15 protein-coding genes are annotated in these 19831 nt (G+C 63.8%); 6 read left to right on the top strand and 9 right to left on the bottom strand.

Features of this window, described 5'->3' with window-relative positions:
* Positions 1-33 precede the first annotated feature (33 nt).
* Together IGX34_RS10200 and IGX34_RS10205 are read right to left on the bottom strand one after the other, a co-directional pair.
* Positions 34-1275 carry an HlyD family secretion protein gene (locus IGX34_RS10200; RefSeq protein WP_192555616.1) on the bottom strand — a complete coding sequence of 414 codons (1242 nt, stop codon included), beginning with the start codon at positions 1273-1275 and terminating at the stop codon, positions 34-36.
* Positions 1276-1467: 192 nt separating this feature from the next.
* Positions 1468-3132 carry an esterase/lipase family protein gene (locus IGX34_RS10205; RefSeq protein ID WP_192555617.1) on the bottom strand — a complete coding sequence of 555 codons (1665 nt, stop codon included), beginning with the start codon at positions 3130-3132 and terminating at the stop codon, positions 1468-1470.
* A 232-nt stretch (positions 3133-3364) separates the two neighbouring features.
* Here IGX34_RS10205 and IGX34_RS10210 point away from each other — a divergent pair, with 232 nt between their 5' ends.
* A complete protein-coding gene (locus IGX34_RS10210; protein ID WP_338015450.1) occupies positions 3365-4687 on the top strand; it encodes a chloride channel protein in 1323 nt (440 codons plus the stop codon).
* Between the two features lie 44 nt (positions 4688-4731).
* Here IGX34_RS10210 and IGX34_RS10215 read toward each other — a convergent pair whose 3' ends face one another.
* Together IGX34_RS10215 and IGX34_RS10220 are read right to left on the bottom strand one after the other, a co-directional pair.
* Complete coding sequence (locus tag IGX34_RS10215; protein ID WP_192555618.1) at positions 4732-6435, bottom strand: NAD-dependent malic enzyme; 1704 nt, start codon at positions 6433-6435, stop codon at positions 4732-4734.
* A 126-nt stretch (positions 6436-6561) separates the two neighbouring features.
* Positions 6562-7233, bottom strand: coding sequence for a YceI family protein (locus IGX34_RS10220; RefSeq protein WP_225737373.1), 672 nt, complete (start codon positions 7231-7233; stop codon positions 6562-6564).
* Positions 7234-7406: 173 nt separating this feature from the next.
* On the opposite strand from IGX34_RS10220, the gene IGX34_RS10225 reads away from it, so the two are divergent.
* Entirely contained in the window at positions 7407-8342 is a 936-nt protein-coding gene (locus IGX34_RS10225; RefSeq protein ID WP_192555619.1) for a winged helix-turn-helix domain-containing protein, read from the top strand.
* Between the two features lie 57 nt (positions 8343-8399).
* The gene (locus IGX34_RS10230) at positions 8400-8882 is read left to right on the top strand and encodes a DUF2501 domain-containing protein (RefSeq protein ID WP_192555620.1); all 483 of its coding nucleotides are present in this window, start codon (positions 8400-8402) and stop codon (positions 8880-8882) included.
* Positions 8883-9085: 203 nt separating this feature from the next.
* Here IGX34_RS10230 and fghA read toward each other — a convergent pair whose 3' ends face one another.
* Positions 9086-9913, bottom strand: a complete 828-nt coding sequence (gene fghA, locus IGX34_RS10235; RefSeq protein ID WP_192555750.1) for an S-formylglutathione hydrolase — start codon at positions 9911-9913, stop codon at positions 9086-9088.
* Between the two features lie 17 nt (positions 9914-9930).
* On the bottom strand, positions 9931-11040 hold the full coding sequence (locus IGX34_RS10240; protein ID WP_192555621.1) for an S-(hydroxymethyl)glutathione dehydrogenase/class III alcohol dehydrogenase: 1110 nt from the start codon (positions 11038-11040) through the stop codon (positions 9931-9933).
* Positions 11041-11354: 314 nt separating this feature from the next.
* On the opposite strand from IGX34_RS10240, the gene IGX34_RS10245 reads away from it, so the two are divergent.
* Positions 11355-12566, top strand: a complete 1212-nt coding sequence (locus IGX34_RS10245) for a hypothetical protein (RefSeq protein ID WP_192555622.1) — start codon at positions 11355-11357, stop codon at positions 12564-12566.
* Positions 12567-12578: 12 nt separating this feature from the next.
* On the opposite strand, the gene IGX34_RS10250 is transcribed toward IGX34_RS10245, so the two are convergent.
* Positions 12579-13700: a calcium:cation antiporter gene (locus IGX34_RS10250; RefSeq protein ID WP_225737374.1), complete on the bottom strand. Its 1122-nt coding sequence runs from the start codon at positions 13698-13700 to the stop codon at positions 12579-12581.
* Positions 13701-13861: 161 nt separating this feature from the next.
* Between IGX34_RS10250 and IGX34_RS10255 the strand changes: the two genes are divergently transcribed.
* Positions 13862-15244 (top strand): alkaline phosphatase family protein, encoded by a 1383-nt coding sequence (locus tag IGX34_RS10255; protein ID WP_192555623.1) that lies wholly within the window; start codon positions 13862-13864, stop codon positions 15242-15244.
* Between the two features lie 121 nt (positions 15245-15365).
* The gene (locus IGX34_RS10260) at positions 15366-16385 is read left to right on the top strand and encodes a glycoside hydrolase family 16 protein (RefSeq protein ID WP_225737375.1); all 1020 of its coding nucleotides are present in this window, start codon (positions 15366-15368) and stop codon (positions 16383-16385) included.
* Positions 16386-16518: 133 nt separating this feature from the next.
* Here the strand turns inward: IGX34_RS10260 and IGX34_RS10265 are convergent, their stop codons facing one another.
* Positions 16519-18597 (bottom strand): M13 family metallopeptidase, encoded by a 2079-nt coding sequence (locus IGX34_RS10265; protein ID WP_192555624.1) that lies wholly within the window; start codon positions 18595-18597, stop codon positions 16519-16521.
* A 71-nt stretch (positions 18598-18668) separates the two neighbouring features.
* Complete coding sequence (locus tag IGX34_RS10270; protein WP_192555625.1) at positions 18669-19766, bottom strand: alpha/beta fold hydrolase; 1098 nt, start codon at positions 19764-19766, stop codon at positions 18669-18671.
* Positions 19767-19831 lie beyond the last annotated feature (65 nt).

Consider the following 19831-nt stretch of genomic DNA (forward strand, 5'->3'; position numbering starts at 1 on the left):
TGCGCGGTCCCGTGGACATCCCGCCGCGCGCCATCAGCCATGCGCCCCTCCCCATCCATGCCGGACCATGCCGTACAGCGGCTCGAACACCCATTCCAGCAGGCTGCGCCGTTCCAGCAGGATGTCGGCATCCATCGCCATGCCGGCCTTCAGCGTTTCTGGCTTGCCATAAGCCATCACCTGCTGGCTATCGAGCGCCACCAGGACGCGATAGAGCGGCTCCTGCGGCAGCCGGCCGCCAAGCGCCTGCACGTCGGCAGCGGCGAGCGCGCTGCGCGAGACATCGAGCACCCGCCCGTATTGCTGGCCGAACTTCTGGTAGGGGAAGGCGGCATATCTGAGCACCACCCGATGGCCCGGCTCGATAAAGCCGGCTGCGCGCGAAGGCACCAGCAATTGCGCTTGCAAGGCCGAACCGGCCGGCAGCAATGCGAGTGCCGATTGGCCAGCGCCGATCGCCTGCCCCTGCTTGAGCAAGACAGCCGATACGAGCCCGTCGCGCGGCGCCCGGATCACCGCACCGCGAAGCACCTCGTTATGGGCGACGGATTGCCCGATATCGGCCAGTTGCCGTTCGATATCGTTGCGACGCGAGGCCACCTCCAGCGGCAGTTGGCGAAGCTGCTGTTCGGCCGTATCCCGTTGCTGGCGTATATCCAGCTGCTGTCGCAGCAGCGATTTGTATTGATTGCTGGCATCGAGCGCCGCGTTCTCCTGCTGCTGAATCTGAAAAGCCGATACATAGCCCTGCCGGCCCAGCGGCTTGATACGCTCCAGCAGTTGCCTGGCGCTCTCGGCTTGCCGCCGCTGGATGACCAGTTGGCCGGCCACTTGCACAAGCTGGGCTTGCAGCAGCGCGACCTTGCTCTGCAAAGCTTGCGCTTGCTGCGTTTTCAGCTCGTCTTGTGCCTGCAAGTCCTCCTGCAGGCGCCACCGCTTTGCCCGCAGTTGCTGGTCGACAAAAGCATAGGTACTGCCGATAGCAGCGCTCTCTTGCTCTCCTGAAATTTCGATCAGCGCATCGCCCGTCTTTACCGCCTGACCGTCACTGACCCAGACGCGAGTGACTAATCCAGCGCTGACGGCCGAGAGATGGAGCACGCCTGCGTTTGGTACAAGCTGGCCGTTGACGCTCTCACGCCGGGTGTAATGTCCCAATAGCAAGAACATCATCAATGCGACTGCGAGCGAAACGGCTAGCAGCATCCAGAGCCAGCGCGACAGCTGCGTGGCGACAAGCATCGATCCCATCCACTCGCCGCGCTGCGCAGCCATCGCCTGCTGGCGAAACAACGAATCGTCCATCCTTGCCCTGCCCCTCTTCCGCTCGCCCTGTCCGTTTCATAGCGTGGACAGCTATCGAACTTAATCTCGAGATACGGGGCCCGATACCAGAAAATTCCAGTCAGCCAATCGGCTCGCTTTTATCGATGGCGTACGTAGGTACGTAGACAAGCCGGCATATGGCTAGGGATGACTCACCGCCACTGGAATATCGTGTTTGCGCAGTATTTGCAGCACCGCTGCAATCGCCTTCGGATCGCGTGGTACGCCATGATGATCCGCATCGATGATCAGGCTGGATGCGGCGCCCGGCAGCAGGGCACTGGCCAGGGGCACGTAGCCATCGCTGGGCGGATGCTCGCCCGCCAGCGAGCCGGCGATGTTGTGGTAGCGCACGCCCACGGCCGGCATCAGGGTTTCATCCACCATCGACACCGGTTCATCCGGCATCAGGCTGGTGACGCTGCTGAGATGGCTGATGCGATAGGTGCCGGTAATCAGGCTGGCCTGCACGGCACCGGGATTTTCCTGGCTGATGCGCTGCAGTTTTTCCATTTCCGGAATATGGTGCCAGGCCAGATCCTGCGCCAGCCGGCCGAACCAGTCACCGGCTACCGGACTGCCGTGCTGCGGCGATGCCATGAAGACCAGTTCGTCCACGCCTGCATACGGCTGGAACTCGAACACGCTCTTGAGCGTGGCCAGATCGTCGGCGCTGCCATGCAGGCTACCGAACGGCACCGTAAAGGCCGCGCTCCACAGCGCCGGTGTGCTTTGTGCGCACAGCAGCCGCGCAATCACACCGCCCATGCTGTGCCCCACCAGCACCACGCCATGCCGGGCCGGCGCGGTACCGGCCGGATCGAGAATTTTCCAGGTCGCGTCGAGATAGCTTTGCACGCGCGCACGTTCGATCAGCAGCGCAGCGTTGCTCTGATAGACCACGTGCCAGATCTGGTAGCGGCGATGCAGCTCGGCGTCGCCCATGATGGCGTTGCTCAACGGCGCCCAGATCAGCGGGCTGCTGCCGAGCCCATGGATCATGATCACCGGCGTCTTGTTCGGATCGTAGTCGTCCAGCAAAAACAGGCCGGCGCGACGGCCGACCGCCTGGCCGCCGATCAGCCCCCACCAGCCCAGGCGGCGCAGCTTGCTGCGTTCGAGCAGTTGCTCGTAGGGCGCGGAAACATCTTCGGCTACCTGATAGCTGATGTTGCCTACGCTGTGCAGGGGCTGCGCAAGCGGATTCTGCACCACCAATACCGGTTGTTCGCCAGCATGCGACGGATCCGGCGCGGCTTCCAGCCATACCGTTGCCGGCCGGAAAATACCCTCAGGCGGATAGAGCGAGCAGACGGGGCGATGCGTACACGGCGGCGCCGCCGCCACCATCGTCACGCCAAAGCCCTGCTGCTGATAACGCGTGCCATCGAGCACCTGCATATTGATGCGGTTCGCCAGCTCCATATGCACGTGCTCGCCAAGGCTGTCGGGCAAACTGCGGAATTGCACATCGACGTAGCGGCCATTCAACAGCATATGGCCGGCATGCAGATTCAAATCCGTGTTCTGCATAATCGCTTCGAGATAAGCGCGGCTGCAACGCGTGGCCAGCGCTGCCGCGGCCAGTTCCGCATTCACCTGTGCGGCGGTCATGGCGTCGTGCGCAAGCATGGCGCAGTTCATCCACGCATCGGCGCGCAAAGCCTGGTCCGGCTGATGCTCGGCATGCGTCGCCCAGCCCTGTGCCTTGCTCAACGCATCCTGCGCCGACACGCCGGAGTAGTTGGCCGAAGGCTTGGGTGCGCCGGTACCGCAGCCATGCAGCAACAGCATGCCGGCCAGCATCAAACATCCCGGCCAGACATATGCATGATGCTTACGGCACGACATGCGGCTTGACCTCATGCTGCGTAGCGTTTCCCCAGGCTACGCATGATGTCACTTTTTTGCGCTCGTGCGCGTTCCACGCGTCAATGGCGCGAGGTCTGCGCACGGACCTGAACCTGCAGCTCGATCCATTGTTACGCTGAAATATTTATGTCAACGTCGCGGCCTGCAGCCACCGGAGGCCAGCACCGTGACAGAGGCCGTATCGTCCGCCCAGGCCGACAGCCTGCCGCACCCGCGCACGAGCATGCCGATCCTGATGGCGGTGACCGTCGGGGTTGGTGCCGGTGCCGGCCTGGCCGGCATGTGCCTGGGATTGCTGCTGCATTACATCCAGCACGTGGCGTATGACTACAGCATGCATCGCCTGCTGAGCACGCAGAGCTTCATGCAGGGTGTAACCGCCTCCACGCCGCAGCGGCGAGTGGAAGTGCTGCTCGGCTGCGGCGTCGTCGCCGGACTGGGCTGGTGGGCGCTGTACCGCTTCGCCAAGCCGCTGGTCAGCGTGAACAAGGTGCTTAAATCCGACGATCCGCGCACGCCGATGGTGGCGACGATGATCAATGCCTTGCTGCAGATCATTACCGTAGGGCTGGGCTCGCCGCTCGGACGCGAAGGTGCGCCGCGCGAAGCCGGCGCGGCGCTGGCCGGCTGGCTGTCGCATCGCATCGGGCTGTCGTCGCAGGAGAGTCGCATCATGGTGGCCTGCGGTGCGGGTGCAGGTTTGGCCGCGGTCTATAACGTACCGCTGAGCGGCACGCTGTTTACGCTGGAAGTATTGCTCGGCACCTTTGCCACCGCGGCGGCGATCCCTGCCCTGCTTACCTCGGTGATTGCCGCCACGGTGGCATGGATCGGCCTGGGCAACGATGCGCAGTACACCGTGCCGATGTTCCAGTTGAGCGACTCGCTACTGGCGTGGGCGATCGTGATCGGCCCGATTTTCGGCTTTGCCGCATACGGCTTCTCGCGCCTGGTCGACGCCGCACGCCGGCAGGCGCCGCGCGACTGGCGCCTGCTGCCGAGCTGCCTGCTGGCGTTCGGATTGATCGGGCTGGCAGCGGTTTTCTATCCGCAGCTACTGGGCAACGGCAAAGGGCCGATCCAGCTCGGCTTCAATGACGGCGTGAGCCTGCAACTGGCAGCCATTCTGCTGGTGCTCAAGCTGCTGGCGATGTTGCTGTGCCTGCGCGCAGGCGCTGGCGGCGGCCTGCTGACGCCGGGCATGTCGCTGGGCGCCATGCTCGCCATCGTGGCCGGCGGCTTGTGGAATCACGCGTTCGGGGACGCACCGCTCGGCGCGTACGCCATTGTCGGCGCCGCGGCGTTCCTCGCAGCATCGATGCGCATGCCGCTGACCGCCATCGTGATGGCGGTGGAACTTACCCGCGTGGACCACGATTACTTGTTTCCAGTGGTATTCGCGGTGGCGGGTTCGAGTGCGGCACTGCGCATCTGCGTACGCCGCTTCGATACCACGCACGAGCCATCGATGGTGGTGCACAAGGAATAGCGGCAAACGCATGCCGCCGCCCGGCACGAACGGCGGCGCGTGGCTTATTTCACCAGCTCGTACGGCCGGTACGTCGGCTCCCACACCAGCTCCTGCAGGCGCCGGTCCAGCGTGGCCTGGTCGCAGGCTTCCGCCACGCCGTCGGCCTGTGCCTGCACGGCTACCGCCCTGGCCACCGCCAGCGATACCGCGCGCAGCTGATCCACCGGCGGCAGCAGGCGGGCGTTGCGATCGGTTGCCGTCGGCGACATCGAAGCCACCACCTTGCCGGCCACCATGAACATGGCATCGGTGACACGCCGCGCATTCGCCGCCAGCACGCCAAGCCCCACGCCCGGGAAAATATACGAGTTGTTGGTTTGATCGACCGGAATATCGCGCCCCTGCCATTGCACCGGCGGAAACGGACTGCCGGTGCCGATCAAGGCGCGCCCGTCGGTCCACTCCATGAGGTGCTGCGGTACCGCCTCGCTGCGCGAGGTGGGATTGGACAGCGGGAAAATCACCGGATGGCGCACGCCCTCGGCCATTGCGCGCACCACATCTTCGCTGAAAGCGCCGGCCTGGCCGGATACGCCGATCAGCACGGTGGGCTTGGCGTTGCGCACCACTTCCAGCAGGCCGATATCGCCGGCCTCATCCACCACCCAATCGCTGATCGCATGGCGGTCCTGCACAAACGGCATCTGCGCCGGCGTAATGCCTTCCATGCCATCCACCAGCAAGCCATTGCGATCGACCAGATAGAACGCACTGCGCGCCTGTTCTTCGCTCAGCCCGGCATCCACCATCGCGCGCAACAGCAGCGAGGAAATGCCGCAGCCGGCCGAACCTGCACCCAGCACGGCGATGCGCTGCTCGGTCAGCTTGACGCCGGTGACATTGATGGCCGCCATCAGCGTACCGGCGGCAATCGCGGCGGTGCCCTGGATATCGTCGTTGAAGGTGCACAGCCGGTCGCGGTACTTGGCCAGCAGGCGGCTGGCATTGGAGCCGGCGAAATCCTCCCACTGCAGCAGCACGTCGGGCCAGCGCTCGATCACCGCGCTGACGAATTCCTCCACGAAGGCATCGTATTCCGCGCCGACGATGCGCTCGTGCCGCCAGCCGATATACAGCGGATTGGTCAGCCGTTCGCGATTGTTGGTGCCCACGTCCAGCAGGATCGGCAAGGTCAGCTCCGGATGGATGCCGGCGCAACCGGTATACAGCGACAGCTTGCCGATCGGTATGCCCATGCCGCCCGCGCCCTGGTCGCCCAGGCCGAGAATGCGCTCGCCATCGCTCACCACGATCACGCGCACGCGGTCGAAGCGCGGATCGGCCAGTATTTCGCGAATGCGATCTTTGTTCGGATAGCTCAGGAACACGCCGCGCGGCTTGCGCCAGATCTCGCTGAAATGCTGGCAGCCCTCGCCCACCGTGGGCGTGTAGACCAGCGGCAGCAATTCCTCGATATGCCGCACCAGCACGGCGTAGAACAGTGTTTCGTTGGTGTCTTGCAGATCGCGCAGGAAAGCGTAGCGCTCGAAGTCGGTGCTGAAGGCGCGCAGCACGCGCAGGCGGCGTTCGGCCTGCTCTTCGATGGTGGCGATATGCGGCGGCAGCAGGCCGTGCAGGCGGAACATGTCGCGTTCGGACTGGCTGAAGGCCATGCCCTTGTTCAACATCGGCTGGGTGATCAGGTCGAAGCCAGTCAGGCGGGTTTTGACAGGTACATCCCAATCCGATGCGAAAGCTTGGGTCATGACGCGTATTCTCCTGATGAACGCATCCGCCCATTAGACCCCTTTTCGTGTTACGACGGCGTTTCGCATGCACGCTGGAACAGGCATCGCGCGTCACACCGGCGAGTGCCGGTGTGACGCGCGCAATCACTGCTGTGCGGCCGCTTGTGCATCTGCCGCTTTCTTCGCCGCCGCCTTGGCATCGGCGGCCGCTGCATCGGCCTCTTCTTTCAACTGCTTCACATAGGCCTTTGCTTCATCCGCCTGGCAGGTAATGTGGATACTTACCTCGTCGCTGACCTGCGGCACGAACAGGCCCATGCCGAAATCGGAACGCTTGAGCGTGGTCATGGCCTCGAAGCCGACCGACGGCAAGTTGCTGCGGATATTGGTACCGACCTTGTTGATGGTCACATCGAGTACTACCGGCTTGGTGATGCCGTGCAGGGTGAGGTTGCCGGTGACCTTGAGCCGGTCCGGCGCATTGCCGCGCTCAACCCGGATGCTCTTGAAGGTGGCGGTGGGGTACTTGGCGACGTCGAAGAAATCGACCGAATGCAAATTGTCGTCCAGGTCCGGTACGCCGCTGCTGAAGTTGGTCAGCTTGATGGTGGCGGTGACCGATGCGCGGGTGGGATCGGCGGGATCGAAATCCAGCGAACCCTCGACCAGGGTGAACTGCGCGGTGGGATTGGAAAAACCCAGGTGGCTCCAGCGCACCACCCCTTCGCTGTGCTGCGATTCCAGCATATAGGTGGTAGCGCAAAGCGGTGTGCAGGCGGCCATCAGGGCCGTGGCAAGGGCAACGCGACGAATCATCGGACAACTCCGTGGTGAGGGACGGCGCCACGGTGAGCGCCCCACGGCGGGAAGTCCTGAAAAAGCGCCTGAAATAGCCTGAAGATCTCTGAATGACCTCCCGCAGTTGTCGCTGTCAGGTCCTGATGCGAAGATTCCCGGTCATTCGTTGGCCATTGCAAACAAAGGTTTGTATGTCATCAGGCGTGGAGCAGTCGTCCCAGGCAAGGCTGCGCATCGGCGACTGGACGGTCAGCCCGGTCTCAGGCCAGATGACGCGCGGCGAGGAGACCGTGCGGCTGGAAGCACGCACCCTGCGCCTGCTGCTGTGCCTGGCCGAGAAAGCCGGGCACGTGGTCAGCATCGACGACTTGCTGGGCGAGGTCTGGCAAGGCGTGATCGTCACCCCCGATTCGGTCTACCAGGCCGTGACTTCGCTGCGTCGGCTGCTCGGCGACGATCCCCGCCAGCCGGTGTATATCGCCACCGTGCCACGGCGCGGATACCGCATGGTGGCGGCGGTGAGTTCCCCCGATCAACCGGGCCGGCCCACCGTGACACAAGCCGCCGCCAACGAGGAGTTCGCGCCGCCTGCCGCACCGGTGCAGCGCCCCGCTTCCGGCCGGCTGTATACCCGGCTGCTGGCGATCGTCGCCCTGCTTGTACTTGCCTGCCTCGGCTTCTATCTGCTGACCAGGCCATCACTGCCGGCACCGTCTACAACGGCCAGCGTTGCGCCCAATCCCCGTTCGATCGCGGTGCTGCCCTTCCTCGACCTGACGGATGCGATGAACGAGGAGCCGTTCGCGGACGGCATGACCGAGGAACTGATCGACAAGCTGAGCCAGTCCAGGGGATTGCAGGTCATACCGCCTACCTCGTCGTTTTACTTCAAGGGCAAGCAGGTCACCATCGCGCAGGTCGCCAAGGCGCTGCACGTGGCCTATGTGCTGGATGGCAGCGTGCGCAAATCCGGCAACACCTTGCGCGTGGCGGCGCGGCTGGTTCGCGCCGGCGACGGGTTCGTGGTGTGGTCGCAGACCTACGACCGTTCCTGGGACGACAAGCTGATGATCCAGGACGATATTGCCGGCGAAGTGGCAAAGGCGCTGAACGGCTCCATCCGCTGACATAAACGTAACGGCCGTCGTTGTTGAATGCGCACACTTCAACAAGGAGATGTGGCCATGAAGACCCGAACCAGCCTTATCGCGACGGCCTGCGCAGCAGCCCTCGCCCTCGGCTTCGCCGGCACCGCCGCGGCCCAGGACCTGGGCAGTCTCGGCAGCAAGCTCGGCGGCAACAGCAGCCTGGGCAATATGCTGCCCGGCGGCGGCTCTTCCGGCAGCATGGGCAATGCGGCCGGCATCCTGCAGTACTGCGTAAAGAACAATTATCTCGGCGGCGACTCGGGCGCTTCGGGCATTGCCGGCAAGCTGCTCGGCAAGACCCAGGGCGGCGGCGGCAACTCCGATTATCTAAGCGGTGCCAAAGGCATCCTGCACGGCTCGAATGGCCAGACCACCGACCTCAACAGTGTCGGCGGCGGCAACAGCGACCTGAAGTCCAAGCTCACGACCAAGGCTTGCGGTGTGGTGTTGAACCAGGGCAAGTCGATGCTCGGCGGCGGGTCGTCGGGTGGGAAGCTGGGGTCGTTGATGGGGCATTGAGGTCACTGCCGGGGGCAGAGGCTGCTGCTGGTACATGATGGCGGCTATCGGTGCACTGAAATCGCCATGTCGGCATTTGCGGCAATGCTTACCTCAACCGCCATTCCTCCTTGCCGTCATTCCCGCGAAAGCGGCAATGACGGCAGGGAGGGATACGGCGGCATTTCATCTTCACAGGGAAACATGGCAGTACGTGGGTCGGCTTAGCGCAACGCCCTGGCGTGATGCGCCAGATGCTCCCCGATAAAACTCGCCACAAAGTAATAGCTATGGTCGTACCCCCGCTGCATGCGCAGGGTAATCGGATACGCCGCAGCCGCTGCAGCCGCCTCGAACAATTCCGGCCGCAACTGCGTGGCAAGGAATTCGTCCGCATCACCCTGGTCGATCAGCAGCGGCAGCCGTTCCGTCGCCGACTTCAGCAGTTCGCTGGCGTCGTACTGTTTCCATGCCGCGCGATCGTTACCCAGGTACGCCGTGAATGCCTTCTCGCCCCACGGCACCTGGCTCGGCGCCACGATCGGCGAGAACGCCGATACGCTGCGATAACGCCCGGGATTCTTCAACGCCAGCACCAGCGCACCATGGCCGCCCATGGAATGCCCGCTGATGGCGCGGGCATCGCTGACCGGAAAGTGCGATTCGATCAGCGCCGGCAATTCCTGCGCGACATAGTCGTGCATGCGGTAATGCCGCAACCACGGCTGCTCCGTCGCATTGAGATAGAAACCGGCGCCCTTGCCCAGGTCGTAGCTGTCCGCATCGGCGACATCCTCGCCGCGCGGGCTGGTGTCGGGCACTACCAGCGCCACGCCGTGCTCGGCGGCATAGCGCTGCGCACCGGCCTTGGTGATGAAGTTCTGCTCGTTGCAGGTAAGGCCCGATAACCAATACAGCACCGGCACCTTCGTCTCTGCGATCTGCGGCGGCAAGTACAGCGCAAACTGCATGCTGCAATCGAGCGCCGCAGAGTGGTGCCGATAGACATCCTGCCAGCCGCCGAAGCAGGCGCGACGTTCGATGCGTTCCAGTGACATGACCACCGCGCTCAGAAATGGATCACGGTGCGGATCGATTTGCCGTCGTGCATCAGGTCGAAGGCTTCGTTGATGCGCTCCAGCGGCAGCGTGTGCGTGATGAACGGATCGAGGCGGATCTCGCCGCGCATCGCTTGTTGCACCATGCCCGGCAGCTGCGTACGCCCCTTCACGCCGCCGAAGGCGCTGCCGCGCCATACGCGGCCGGTAACCAGCTGGAACGGACGGGTATGGATTTCCTTGCCCGCGCCGGCCACGCCGATGATGATGCTTTCGCCCCAGCCCTTGTGGCAGCACTCCAGCGCCGCGCGCATCACGTCCACATTGCCGATGCATTCGAAGCTGTAGTCGACACCACCGTCGGTCAGCTCCACGATCATTTCCTGGATCGGCCGCTGATGATCCTTGGGATTGATCACATCGGTCGCGCCCATGTCGCGTGCCAGCTCGAACTTGGCCGGATTGGTGTCGATCGCCAGAATGCGCCCGGCCTTGGCCTGCACCGCACCCTGGATCACCGCCAGACCGATGCCGCCCAGGCCGAACACCGCCACCGTCGCACCGGGCTCGACCTTGGCGGTGTTGTGTACCGCGCCGATGCCGGTGGTGACGCCGCAACCGAGCAGGCACACTTTTTCCAGCGGCGCCTGCGTATCGATCTTGGCCAGCGAGATTTCCGGCACCACCGTGTATTCGCTGAAAGTGCTGGTACCCATGTAGTGATAGATCGGCTTGCCCTGGTAGGAGAAGCGCGTGGTGCCGTCCGGCATCAGGCCCTTGCCCTGGGTGGCGCGCACCGCCTGGCACAGGTTGGTCTTGCCGGAGAGGCAGAATTTGCACTTGCCGCATTCGGCGGTATAGAGCGGGATCACATGATCGCCCGGCTGCAGCGAGGTAACGCCCTCGCCCACTTCCACCACGATGCCGCCGCCTTCATGACCCAGCACGGCCGGAAAGATGCCTTCCGGATCGTCGCCCGAAAGCGTGAACGCATCGGTGTGGCATACGCCGGTATGCGTGATCTTCACCAGCACTTCGCCGGCCTTGGGCGGCGCCACGTCGATCTCGACGATTTCCAGCGGCTGGCCTGCTGCAAAGGCAACGGCGGCGCGTGATTTCATGGGAAGCTCCTTAAGCGGTCGAATCAATGCGGTGAAGACCGTCAATAATGAGCGCTGCAGCCGGAAATGGCTACCTCCGGCAGCCGTAAAGTGGCTATTCAAGATGTTGCGCAGCTGGCGTAGCGTACGGATACATGGCAACCCGCACTGCCTGACGGTAGCAGCCCATGTCTACGCATTGCAGAACTATCGCGTTCCAATGCCTATGCTGGCTGGCGTGCGCGGCAAACCTTGCACACGCGCAGACAGCCGCCGAATGGGCGGCGCAACAAGACGCCGCCGGCGCCAAATCGGACCGCATCATGGCGCAGGCCATGCAGCACAAAAGCCTGCTCACCCAATACCTGGTGCTGCGCCAGGCTTATGCCAGCGACAACTCCACCGCGTTCCGGCTGATCTTCGGGCAATACATCGCCTGGTATTTGAGTTTTCTCGGCGATTATCCCGCCGCATTGCGCAGCTTTTCGGTAGCGCAGCAGGCACAGCGCGACGATCGCCCGTCGCCTCTCGCACCGGACAGCGGCTATACCGCCACGCCCGCGCTGGATGCCATTCCGGAACTGGCGAAGAACTATCGCATCGTGCTGCTCAACGAGGCTCACAACGTCGCCCTCACCCGCAGCCTTACCGTGCCCTTGCTCAGCCGCCTGCGCCAACAGGGGTTCGACTATTTCGCGGCCGAAACATTATCTGCCACCGATACCCGCCTGCAGGCACGCGGCTACCCCACCGATCAAAGCGGCTTTTATACCGAAGAGCCGGTGTATGCCGAAATGGTGCGTACCGCCCTGAAATTGGGTTTCAAAGTGGTTGCCTATGAAGCGGCCGGAGCTAGCGCCAGCAGCGATGCGCGCGAAACCGAGCAGGCGAAGAATCTCTACGAGCAGGTGTTCAAGCACGATCCCCATGCACGCTTGGTGGTGAATGCCGGCTACGACCATATCGTCAAGTCCGGGCCGTACCTGGGCGGTTCGTCGATGGCCGAACATCTTTACCGGCTGACGCATCTGCCGATGCTGTCGGTGGAGCAGACCATGCTGTATCCGCGCCCATCCGCCGATGACGATCATCCTTATTACACCGCGGTGATCGCGGCGCTGCATCCGCAACAGCCCATCGTCTTCGTCGACCGCAACGGCAAGCCCTGGTCGCTGCGCAATGGCTATGACGTAAGCGTGTTCTTTCCGCCGGAAAAACTGGAGCGCGGCCGCCCGCGCTGGCTTACGCTCGGCGGCTTGCGCACACCGTATTACGTCGGCGCCGAAAACTGCGGGGGCCACTATCCATGCCTGGTCGAAGCGCATGAGAGCCAGGAAGATGCCGACGCCATTCCCGCCGATCGCCTGCTGCTGGATCTGGCGCCGGCCTCCGAATCGAGCTTCCATCCGCCGGTCTACACCAGCAACGAGACCTTGCCATCAGCCAATCTCTACCTGCGCCCCGGCAAATACCAGCTCAGTTTCAGCGACGGCAGCGGACACGTGCTGCACCGGCGGGATATCACCATCGCCGACACTGCGCACTGAAGCGCGCGGTGTTCAGCCCTCGAAGATCAAAAACAGATAGGCCAGAAACAGGATCAGGTGCACGCCGCCCTGCAGGATATTGGTGCGCCCGCTGGAAAAGGTCACCGTGCACAGCACCAGGGTCAGCACGAACAGCAGCAGGTCGGTATGTTCCAGCCCAAGCCGGATCGGATGCTGGGTCAGCTCGCTGATCACGATGATGGCGGGAATGGTCAGGCCGATGGTGGAAAGCACCGAGCCCAGGAAGATATTCATCGAGCGCTGCAGATTGTTCCTGCCGGCGGCGCGCACCGCGCCGATGATTTCCGGCGTCGCCACCAATACCGCCATGATCAGGCCGGCCAGTGCAGCCGGCTTGCCCATGGTCTCCACCACATAATCCACCGGCGGCGCCAGTTGTTCGGCCAGATACACCACCAGTGTCATGTAGATCACCAGCAAGATTGCGTGCACGCCCAACGGCGAGGCATGCGTGGCAGCTTGTTCTTCTGCCGCCTCGGTGGTTCCGGCCTGCGCGGCGAAATAGCTGCGATGCCGGCTCGCCTGCAACACCAGGAACGCCACATACAGTCCCAGCGATACGATCGCCAGAAAGATCTTCTGCGGCATCGACAACATCGGCGGTCCGTCATGCGGCACCACGAAATTAGGCAGCACCAGGCACAGCACGCCCATCGGCAGGATCACGCTCAGATACGTGTTGGCGCCCTGCAGGTTGTAGTACTGCTCGCGATAGCGCCAGCCGCCAAACAGCAAGGACAAGCCGACCATGCCGTTGAGCACGATCATGGTGACGGCGAACAAGGTATCGCGCGCCAGCGTGGGATTATTGGCACCGTGCAGCATGATCGCGGTGATGCTCACCACTTCGATGGAAGTGATGCACAAGGTGAGAATCAAGGTGCCGAACGGTTCGCCCAGGCGTTCGGCCAGATGCTCGGCATGCCGCACTACCGCCAGCGCCGAGCCCAGCACCACCGCAAACAGCCAGAAGAACACCAGCTCCAGCCGATACAGGCTTGCCAGGCCGCCGAACATCGCATCGCCGAAGAAATAGAACGCCAGTGTGGTGAGTACGCTCAGCGCCAGGAAGCGCTCTCTGCGGATCCATCCCGGCATGCCTTGGCTGTGCATGGCAATCCCCCTGTCAACTGCATGGTTGCTACGGGAAATACGGGCCGACGACGCGTGCCGCAGCAGGGTAAACAGCGTGCCCGGCGCTGTCAAAAGCCTTTGCCACGGCTAATCGGCAAATAGTGCTAGTGTCCGGCGCTTCCCCCGCCGCCGCCCCATCCATGCGCAAGATTCCGCTGCTGACCTTCCTGCTGGCCGCCCTGCTGACTGGCAGCGTAGCCGCGCACGATGCCGCCTCGCCGCCGGCCGACGACGGCACCGCCGCCGGCCGCGGTCCGATCGTGGTGCTGATCACCATCGACGGCTTTCCGGCTCGCGCGCTGAACGATCCGCGCCTGCCCATGCCCACCCTGCGCAAGCTGCAGGCCGCAGGCGCCTATGCGCAAGGCATGCAGCCGATCAATCCGGCGGTGACCTGGCCCAACCACACCACCCTGATCACCGGCGTTACCGCGGCCGAACATCATGTGATGGCGAACGGCCTGATCACCCTGCCGGCCGACGGCAGCCAGCTGGAAGTGAAGCCGTGGACGCCGAAAGATCAGCTGGTGCACGCACGCACCTTGTACGACGCGCTGGCCGCGCAGGGCATGAGCACCGGCCAGGTGGACTGGGTTGCCATCTACGGTGCGCAGAACGTGCGCTGGCCGTTTGCCGAACGGCCCGATCCCGACAGCGCCATTGCGCAGGACCTGATTGCGCAGGGTCTGGTCACCCGCCAGCAGCTGGCCGACTTCAACGATGACAGCAGCCCGGCCTGGCACGACCAGATCTGGACCGACGCCGCCATCGACATCCTCACCCGCCACACGCCCAATCTGCTGCTGTTCCATCTGCTGCAGACCGACACGCTGCAGCACGAATACGGCGCGCTGTCGCCGGCCGCGTATGCGGCGCTGGCGTATGCGGACAGCTGCATCGCGCGCCTGATCGATGCAGCGCGCAGCGCCGGCCTGCTGGACCGGATCACTTTCGTGATCGCTTCCGATCACGGTTTCACGGACTACACACACTCCATTCGCCCCAATGTCGCCCTGGTGCAGCAGGGACTGTTGCAGATGCAGAACGGAACCTACCGCGGCGATGCGTGGATCCTGCCGGAAGGTGGCGAGGCTTCGCTGTTCGTGCGCAATCCTGCGCGCCGGGCCGCCCTGGTGCCCAAGCTCAAGGCCTATTTCGAAGCGCAGCCCGGGGTGGCCGCGGTCTATACCCCCGAACAGATGCAGACGCTCAACCTGCCCGCGCCCGCCGCCACCGACCAGGCGCCGCAGCTTTATCTGGTGGCCAAGCCCGGCTATGCGTTCCAGGACGGCGTCGATGCGCCGCTGGTGAAAGACGTGGATCCGGCCAGGGGCGCGCACGGCTACCTGAATACCGATCCGGACATGCAGGCGCTGTTTATCGCCTCCGGCGCGCATATCCGCAAAGCAGGCAATCTGGGGCAGATCACCAATCTGCGCGTGGCGCCCACGATCGCAAAAATTCTCGGCGTAACGCTGCCGGCGGCCAAGCAGCCGCCGCTGACCCAATTGTTACAGCCGTGAGGCATATCCCAGCTTGCCGGTTTCAGATTTGCGCATGCGTGCCGAACAGATTAAACATGCGCATGGGAAATACCCGTGTGCTCGCTTGCCAGGCCTCGCTTGCCGAGGCCCCTGACGCCTGATGTCTATGCAGATCAAAAAAATCGCCGGTCGCCCGGCCGCCATCGCAGCATTGTCCCTTTCGGTGGGTTTGGCAGGCTTTGCCAATACCGCGCTGGCTACCGACATACCCACCCCCAAGGGCTGGGTACTGTCCTGGAGCGATGATTTCAGCGGCCCGGCCGGATCGCTGCCGTCATCGGCCAACTGGCGCATCGATACCGGCCACGGGTATCCGAATGGCCCGCCCAACTGGGGCACCTCCGAGACCGAGCGCTACACCACCGATCCGGCCAATATCCGGCTCGACGGCAAGGGCCACTTGCTGATCACCCCGCAGCGCAGCGCCAGCGGCGAGTGGACCTCGGGGCGGGTGGAATCCGTGCGCGACGATTTCAGCGTGGGCGACGGCGGCATGCTGCGCATGGAAGCACGCATCCAGATGCCCGACATCAGCGGACCGCATGCCCTGGGCTACTGGCCCGCGTTCTGGGCCCTGGGCAGCAATTACCGCAGCACCATGGCCTGGCCGGGCTCCGGCGAGTTCGACATCATGGAGAGCGTCAACGGGCTCGACGCGGTGTGGGGCATCCTGCATTGCGGCATCAATCCGGGCGGTCCCTGCGGCGAGCCGATCGGCATCGGCAGCCGCCTGCCCTGCCCGCATGAAGCCTGTACTGCCGGTGCGCACACCTTCACCTTCGAATGGAACCGCAGCGTCACGCCCGAACAACTGCGCTGGTTCGTGGACGGACAGCTGGTGAACCAGGTTGCCGAAAATCAGCTGCCGGCCGATACCTGGCGGCAGATCACCGGCCAGCACGGCTATTTCCTGCTGTTGAACGTGGCCATGGGCGGCGGCTTTTCCTTCGTGATGGCTGGCTGGAAGCCCACGCCCACGCCGGATACCGAGCCGGGCCATTCGATGGTGGTCGATTACGTGGCGGTGTGGACGCAGCCGGGCAACGGCAAGAAGGTGCCGGCACCGCCGGAGATGGCGTCGGATGCGGCCAAGCAGCAGTCGGCGGCCAGCAATCGCTGAGCACATCGCCGATCACACGTAGGTTGGGTTAGCGCAGCGTAACCCAACGAATCTTCATCGAAACGACCAACATAGTTGGGTTACGCTGCGCTAACCCAACCTACGTATTCGGCGGGCTCGGGATAGCGCCCGACTACCAGATCTTCACCCGCTCATCCGGCGTCAGATAAAGCTTCTGCCCCGACTGCACCTGGAACGCGTCGTACCAGCCATCCATATTGCGCACCGCCTGCGCGCGGATGCGATCGGGCGCGTGCACATCGGTAGCCAGTTGCTGGCGCAGGGCGGCATCGCGGATCTTGCCGCGCCAGCTCTGCGCATAAGCGAGAAAGAAACGCTGGTCGCCGGTAAGGCCATCGATCACCGGCGCCGGCTTGCCATGCAATGACCGGTGATACGCCGCATACGCTACCGCCAGGCCCGCCACGTCGGCGATGTTTTCGCCCAGGGTCTGCTGGCCGTTGACGAACAGGCCGGGCAAGGCTTCGTAGTGGTTGTACTGCTCCACCAGTTTTTGCGTATCGGCCTTGAAATGCGCCGCATCCTGCGCGGTCCACCAATTTTCCAGTTTGCCCTGGGCGTTGAAGTCGGCGCCGGTGTTGTCGAAGCTGTGACTGATCTCGTGGCCGATGGTGGCACCGGTGGCGCCGTAGTTGGCAGCGTCGTCAGCCGCGGGATCGTAGAACGGCGGCTGCAGGATCGCGGCCGGGAAATTGAGTGCGTTCTGCAGCGGCAGATTCACCGCGTCTACCGTCTGCGGCGTCATCCACCACTCGCCGTGATCCACCGGCTGGCTCAGCTTGGCCAGTGCGTATTGATAACGCAGCACCACCGCGCGCTGGTGGTTGCCCAGCGCATCATCCGGCTGCACCGTCAGCGTGGCGTAGCTGCGCCAGCTATCGGGATAGCCCACGCCCACGCGCAAGGTGGCGATCTTGCGCTTGGCCTCGGCGCGCGTGGCCGGCGTCATCCAGGCCAGCGTGTCGATGCGTTCGTCGAAGGTGGCCAGCAGGTTCTTCACCATCGCCTGCAGCTTGGTTTTGGATGAGGGCGGGAAATAGTGTTTGACGTACACCTGCCCCACCGCATCGCCCAGATCGTCGCTGGTGGCGTCGACCGCGCGCTTCCAGCGCGCGGCCTGCTGCGGCGTGCCTTCCAGCGTGCTGCCGTAGAAACCGAAATGCAGGTCGGCGTAGGCCTTGGGCAATAGCGCTGCCGCATCGTCCAGCGCGTGATAGCGCAGCAGCTGCTTCCAGCTGTCGATGGATGCACTGCCGACCAGGGCGGCCAGGCCGATGATGCCGCCAGGCTGCCACACGTCAACTTGCTTTTGGTCGCCCAGGTGCGCGGCCTGGAAATACACGTTCCAGTCCAGGCCCGGTGCCTTCTGCGCAAATTCGCCCGCGCGCCACACAGTGGCCGCCTTGTGCACGTCCTCGCTGTCGACCAGGTTTTCCTGCGCCTGCGCGATCTTGGTTTCCAGCGCGATGATGCTGTCCGCCTGCGCCTCGGCATCGGTCGTGCCGGCGAGTTTCAGCAGCGCCACCACATAAGCGCGGTATTTGCTGCGATAGCCGGCCATGTCCGCATCCTGCGACAGGTAATAGTCGCGGCTAGGCATCGCCAGGCCACCCTGCAACAGATAGGCCATGTTGTGCGCCGGATCCTCCAGCGCCTGGGTGACGAACAGGCCGAACAAGTTGGAAGTCTGGAAGTTGGTGGCGTTGATCGGATCCACGTCGGCGCGCAACTCGCTGCCGAGCACTCGCGCCAGATCCTCGCGGGTGCGGATGGCGGCGATGCGATCCAGCTCCGGCTGCAATGGAGCCAGGCCTCGCTTTTCGATCGCCGCTTCGTCCATGAAGGCAGCGTAGTAATCGGCAATCTTGCGATCGTTGCTGCCGGCCGCCGGATGGGTCTTGGCCATATTGCGGATCAGGTCCGCCGTGCGCTGCTCGGTCAGTTCTTCAAGATCCTGGGTCGGCCCGGTGCTGGAGCGATCGGCCGGAACCTGCGTGCGGCTCACCCAGCTGCCGTTGGCGTAGCTGAAGAAATCGTCGCCCGGCATGATCGCATGGTCCATGCCGGCAAAGTCGATGCCGCTGCGGTCTGTCGCAGGCGCGGTGGCCGCAGGCTCGGCGCCCATCGCGGCCGCCATGCCGGTAAGACCCGCCAATACCGCCGTTACCAGGATCCGTCGTAAACCATGCATCGCAGCGCCCCTTGTTGGAGTGAATAGCGAAGATAGTCTGCCACGTACCGGTTGTGGGTATGACTTGTGGGCTACGGCTGGCTGGATGGGTATTGCAGGTCCTTGCGTACCTGATCCACTACGTGCAGCACGTAGTGAATCACGGTGTCTGGCTGATCGCGCTGGATAAAGTGCCCCGAGTTCGGCACCAGGATGCTCTGCCCGTGCGTTGACAAAGCGGCAAGCCGATCATGCGACTGTTTCCAGTAATCGAAATATTTTTGCTGGTCCTGCGCGGTGAAATCCGGCCATGCCGCCGGATGGCGGGCAGCCGTAAGCACCACCAGCGGCATCGCGCCGAATTCATGCGCGCTCAGCGGCGATTCGCGGTCGTTGCGCGTGCTGCCATGCTCAGCCACGAACGTGCTCTGGAATTCCGACAAATACGCCGCGAAGAAGCCAGGCTGCATTTCCAGATGATTGAGCACGGCATGCAGGCGCGGATCGGGATTGGGCGGATTGTCCAGGCACGGCGATGACTGGTTCTGCGATTTAGCCAGCGCACCGCTGCGCGCCAGTTCGAGGCAGTGCTGTGCCAACGCCACCCATTGCGCATTGCCTTGCTCAAGTTCGGCGACTTTCTCTGGCGCGAGTCCATAGCGCTGGAAATCCTGCTGCCCGGTGAACCCCGGATCGACCAGTACCATGCCGCCGACCTGCTGCGGATAAGTCCTGGCATACAACACCGCATAGATACCGCCATTGGAATGCCCCACCAGCAGCAGCGGCACGGGCAGTGCCGCCTTCGCCACCAATCGGTGCAGATCGTCCACCGCATTGGCAGCATCCGAAGCGCGCGTCGGTGCATCGCTGAAACCGTAGCCGGCGCGATCATAGGAGCAGGCCGTGGTGTGCGCGGCAATGGCACCCTGCACGGCGCGCCAGTCGCGCGTGCCGCCGCCGGTGCCGGAATCGAAGATGACCGTGGGCGCGCCATGGCCCAGGCAATAGAGATTGAGCCGGCGTGTGTCGTCGATAGCGACTAGGCGCTGCGGTGTCAGGTACGCCGCCACTGGAGGCGCGGAGGTAGGTGGCGGGGCGGCGTGAACTGACCACGGCAGCGCGAGCACCGCCAGCCACCATGTGAAGACCGTGCGGTGCGCAGCTCCGCTGATTGATCGCCGCATCATCACTCTGCCCGCCGGATATCCGCCATCGAAGATAACCGCGATGGCATGACGGATAAGCATGACTC

The sequence above is a fragment of the Dyella acidiphila genome (assembly GCF_014863405.1).
GTDB classification, from domain to species: domain Bacteria; phylum Pseudomonadota; class Gammaproteobacteria; order Xanthomonadales; family Rhodanobacteraceae; genus Dyella_B; species Dyella_B acidiphila.